This window comes from Parendozoicomonas callyspongiae (assembly GCF_023502345.1).
Lineage (GTDB): Bacteria > Pseudomonadota > Gammaproteobacteria > Pseudomonadales > Endozoicomonadaceae > Sansalvadorimonas > Sansalvadorimonas callyspongiae.
This window is the reverse complement of sequence record NZ_JAMFLX010000145.1, coordinates 1-569: the sequence shown is the minus strand read 5'-3', so window position 1 is coordinate 569 and position 569 is coordinate 1. Positions and strand designations below refer to the sequence as shown.

At 42.5% G+C, this 569-nt stretch carries 1 protein-coding gene; it reads right to left on the bottom strand.

Going from position 1 to position 569, the window contains the following annotated elements:
• Positions 1-324: 324 nt before the first annotated feature.
• The gene (locus M3P05_RS20700; RefSeq protein ID WP_249702047.1) at positions 325-549 is read right to left on the bottom strand and encodes an HTH-like domain-containing protein; all 225 of its coding nucleotides are present in this window, start codon (positions 547-549) and stop codon (positions 325-327) included.
• Positions 550-569: the final 20 nt, after the last annotated feature.

Here is a 569-nt window from a genome sequence, read left to right as displayed (position 1 = left end):
TAACGCCTAATTCAGGTGCGCCGTAGGCGTCACCTGGAATTTCTTGTTACATGCCGAATGCACTTAGGCTGATAGCTCACCAGAAACGCAGCCGACTCCAATAGCCCAGAATGTTTCAAGTGCTGAACTACAGAATTCATGAGCGCGAGCTTTAAATGTTTTAACCATAGAGACCTCCTTATTTTCTGCTTCTGTGGATGATAGTGCCATTCGGATACTTGCGTATCTTAGAAGAATTAGAATAAGGACTACGGAGCCAACAAGCGCCAAGGGAATCGAACCCGAGGCTACCAACCCTATCAGCCTAAATACACTCGACAGAGATCAGGCTACTTTAACATATTTAGCTAAGTTCTTTCCTTTGTTAATTTCGACACCGTAGTTTTCGGAAATCCCTGCGAGTTTCGCTATTTCTTTGGGCGAATATTCGCAGGCTTCTATCTCTTTAGAATATTTAACTCCAAATAGATGAACCATTGTTGCAGTTTCTCCCTTTGGAGCGTTGAAATACATTTCATTCAATTTTTCAGAAAGGTTTTTCTGATTCACTCGATGTCTCCGTAGGCATG